At 66.3% G+C, this 3,489-nt stretch carries 4 protein-coding genes; 3 read left to right on the top strand and 1 reads right to left on the bottom strand.

Annotated elements, in window-relative coordinates:
• Positions 1-682: pyridoxal-phosphate dependent enzyme (locus RMN95_RS13390; RefSeq protein ID WP_309617406.1), on the bottom strand; the 682-nt coding region annotated here is incomplete at its 3' end.
• A gap of 123 nt (positions 683-805) precedes the next feature.
• Here RMN95_RS13390 and RMN95_RS13385 point away from each other — a divergent pair.
• The 3 genes from RMN95_RS13385 to RMN95_RS13375 all read left to right on the top strand — a co-directional run.
• Positions 806-1,480: a DUF3105 domain-containing protein gene (locus RMN95_RS13385; RefSeq protein ID WP_309617405.1), complete on the top strand. Its 675-nt coding sequence runs from the start codon at positions 806-808 to the stop codon at positions 1,478-1,480.
• Positions 1,458-2,120, top strand: a complete 663-nt coding sequence (locus tag RMN95_RS13380; RefSeq protein ID WP_309617404.1) for a DUF305 domain-containing protein — start codon at positions 1,458-1,460, stop codon at positions 2,118-2,120. The genes RMN95_RS13385 and RMN95_RS13380 overlap by 23 nt, the downstream gene beginning before the upstream one ends.
• A gap of 170 nt (positions 2,121-2,290) precedes the next feature.
• Positions 2,291-3,489, top strand: a 1,199-nt coding sequence (locus tag RMN95_RS13375) for an FAD-binding protein (protein WP_309617403.1), incomplete at its 3' end; no start/stop codon positions are given.

The raw sequence follows: 3,489 nt of genomic DNA, 5'->3' as shown, positions 1-3,489 counted from the left end.
CGCCAACGCCCTCGACGAGGTAGGGCCGCCCCGTTCCGCCGGAGTACACCGAGCCTTCGGGATCCGCGCCGATGATGCGCACGGCTCCGTTGGACACCTCCTTGAGGTAGCGTCCGACGCCGCTGATCGTGCCACCGGTTCCCACCCCAGCGACGAAATGGGTGATTTGGCCCTCGGTATCCCGCCAGATCTCGGGGCCCGTGGTCTCGTAGTGGCTGAGCGGGCCATTCGGGTTCGCGTACTGGTTTGGCTTGAAAGCGCCGGGGATGTCACGAGCGAGTCGGTCTGACACGCCGTAGTACGACTCGGGGCTGTCGGGCGCAACCGCCGTGGGCGTGACGACGATCTCCGCACCGTAGGCCGTCAGGACGTTGCGCTTATCTTCGCCCACCTTGTCTGGCAGCACGAAAATGCAGTGGTAGCCGCGCTGCTGGGCAACGAGCGCCAAACCAACCCCCGTATTGCCGCTGGTGGGCTCAACGATGGTGCCCCCGGGCAACAGCTGCCCCTTCGCCTCAGCATCGTCGATGATGCGGGTGGCAATGCGGTCCTTGGACGATCCGCCCGGGTTGAGGTATTCGACTTTGGCGAGCACGGTGGCCGCGATTCCCTCGGTGACTTTGTTGAGGCGCACGAGGGGCGTGTTGCCGACCAGGTCGAGGATGTTGTTCGCGTACTTCATGATGTCAAGGCTACCGGCGCCCGCATCCGCTCTCGGTTTACCGGGTTCGCGCCATTCACACTGCTTTCGGAGACAATTGCGGCGATAATCGATCAGCACCACCCACAGAGCCGACAGGATGCCGTGCCCGATCCATCGAAACCCACAGTCAAGCAGCAGCGCACCGAGCGGAGGGCCGAGAAAGTCGCCGTTCTGCAGAAGCAGCTGGCCACCCAGCGACGCAACCGGCGCATCGGGATCGGGGCTGCCATCGTCGGCGGCGTGGCCGTTCTGGCGCTCGTCATCGGATTCGTGGTGGTGGGTGCCACGCCGAAGCCCAACCCGAACGACATTGCCATCAGCGGCCTGAAACTGTTCCCCGGGCTGGTGGGCGGCGTGCACGTCGACCCCACACCAGTGGATTACCAGGCCACCTACGACATGAACCCGCCCGCCGGAGGCGACCACTTCGCGGCGTGGCTCAACTGTGGCGTTTACGACCAGCCTCAGGCCAACGAGAATGCCGTGCACGCCCTCGAGCACGGAGCGGTCTGGGTTACCTACGATCCCGAGGCGCTGAGTGAATCCGAGATCGCCACCCTCCGCGATGCCGTGCCGAGCACCTATTCGGTGCTGTCACCGTATCCGGGCCTCCCCGCCTCTGTCGTAATCTCGGCGTGGGGCGCTCAGGTGCAGCTTGATGGGGTGGATGATCCACGCCTGAAGTCGTTCATCCAGAAGTACTGGAAGTCTGCCTCGGCCCCCGAACCCGGCGCCGCGTGCACGGGAGCGATCGATGGCCCGGGACGCATCGCCTGACCCCGGGCGACGCACCCGGCTCGCCGTCGCGGCGGTGCTCACGGCGATCGGGCTGGTTGCGGCATCCCTCGTCATAGGTCGCGTCAGCGCTCCGGTGATGAGTGACCCGATCGACTCGAGTGCAGAAGCCGGATTCGCGCGCGACATGCAGGTGCATCACCAGCAGGCCGTCGAGATGGCTCTCGTCATCCGTGACGCGACAAACGATCCCGAGGTGCGGCTGCTCGCCTACGACATCGCCACGTCGCAGGCCCAGCAGTCCGGCCAGATGTTCGGCTGGCTTGCCGACTGGGGGCTGTCCCAGGCGGCCACAGAGCCCTCCATGACATGGATGTCGCGCCCCCCGCTCGGCGCATCCAGTCACGATATGGGCGGCAGCATGCCCCACTCGCCGGGTTCCGCGATGCCCGGGCTCGCCACCCGCGAGCAGCTCACCCAGCTGTCGGCCTCGGAGGGAGTCGACGCCGAGCGACTCTTCCTTCGGCTCATGATCGCGCACCATGAGGGCGGCGTTGAGATGGCGAAGGCGATCGTGGAACGCAGCACCAATCGCGTCGTGCTCGACCTCGCGAACAGCATCGTGAAGGCCCAGTCGAGCGAGATCACGTTCATGCGCGAGCTGCTCGCCACGCGCCGCTGAGTCCCCTCCCGAGCGCGCCCGCTCGGCGCGACAGCGCCTGTGCGCACAGTCGCGCTCGCGCCGAACGAGCGCGCTCGCGATCGCGGCAAAAGCCCAGAAACGAGGGCTAGCGTGAGGGATGGAGTCGCATCCGGTGTGGCTCCATCACGTTGCCACGGAAAGGCTCCCGCATGCCCGACACCGCCGTCACTGGTCGCCGTATTTCTACCTCCGTTCTCGTCATCGGCACGGGAGGTTCGGGCCTGCGGGCCGCGATCGAACTGTCCGAGCGCGGAGTGGACGTTCTCGCGGTAGGCAAGCGCCCGAAGAACGACGCACACACCTCGTTGGCGGCCGGCGGGATCAACGCGGCGCTCGCCACCATGGATGCCGAAGACAGCTGGCAGCAGCATGCGGCAGACACCATCCAGGAGAGCTACTTCCTGGCAAACCCGCACACGGCCGAGATTGTGACGAAGAACGCTGGCCGAGGCATCCAGGATCTCGAACGATGGGGAATGCCGTTCGCGCGCGAGAATGACGGTCGCATCAGCCAGCGCTATTTCGGGGCGCATAAGTACCGTCGCACCGCGTTCGCGGGCGATTACACCGGGCTCGAAATCCAGCGCACCCTGGTGGCCAGGGCCACCCAGCTCGAGGTTCCGATCCTGGATTCGGTATACATCACCCGCATCCTGGTGCGCGATAACGTGGTGTTCGGTGCCTACGGCTTCGACCTGCGCGACGGCAGCCGGGTGACGATTATCGCCGACGCGGTCATCATCGCGGCCGGTGGGCACAACCGAATCTGGCGTCGTACCTCCAGCCGACGTGATGAGAACACCGGCGACTCCTTCAAGCTGGCGGTGGATGCCGGCGGCCGGCTGCGCGACGCCGAGCTGGTGCAGTTTCACCCGAGCGGCATCCTCGAACCGGAGAATGCCGCGGGCACCCTGATCAGCGAAGCCGCGAGGGGCGAGGGCGGGGTGCTGCGGAACGTACTCGGCGAGCGCTTCATGGCCAACTACGACCCCGAGCGCATGGAGTTGTCCACCCGTGACCGGGTCGCGCTCGCCGCGTACACCGAGATCAAGGAGGGGCGCGGCACCGCAAAGGGCGGAGTGCTGCTCGACATCTCCCACCTGCCCCGCGAGACGATCATGACGCGACTGCCCCGCGTATACCAGACCATGCTCGAATTGCAGGTGCTGGATGTCACCACCACCGCCATCGAGATCGCCCCGACCGCGCACTACTCCATGGGCGGCGTGTGGGTGCGACCGGATGACCATTCCACCGATGTCGTCGGGATGTACGCCATCGGCGAGGCCTCGAGCGGGCTGCTCGGGGCCAACCGGCTCGGCGGCAACTCGCTCATCGAGCTGCTCGT

Source organism: Salinibacterium sp. (assembly GCF_031364185.1).
Classification (GTDB): Bacteria; Actinomycetota; Actinomycetes; order Actinomycetales; family Microbacteriaceae; genus Rhodoglobus.
Note: the sequence above shows the minus strand (reverse complement) of the source record. Positions and strands in the feature narration are given on the sequence as shown.

Coding starts and splice junctions, on each gene's coding strand:
- RMN95_RS13380 (WP_309617404.1), top strand. CDS start 1,458: ATGGCCCGGGACGCATCGCCTGACCCCGGGCGACGCACCCGGCTCGCC.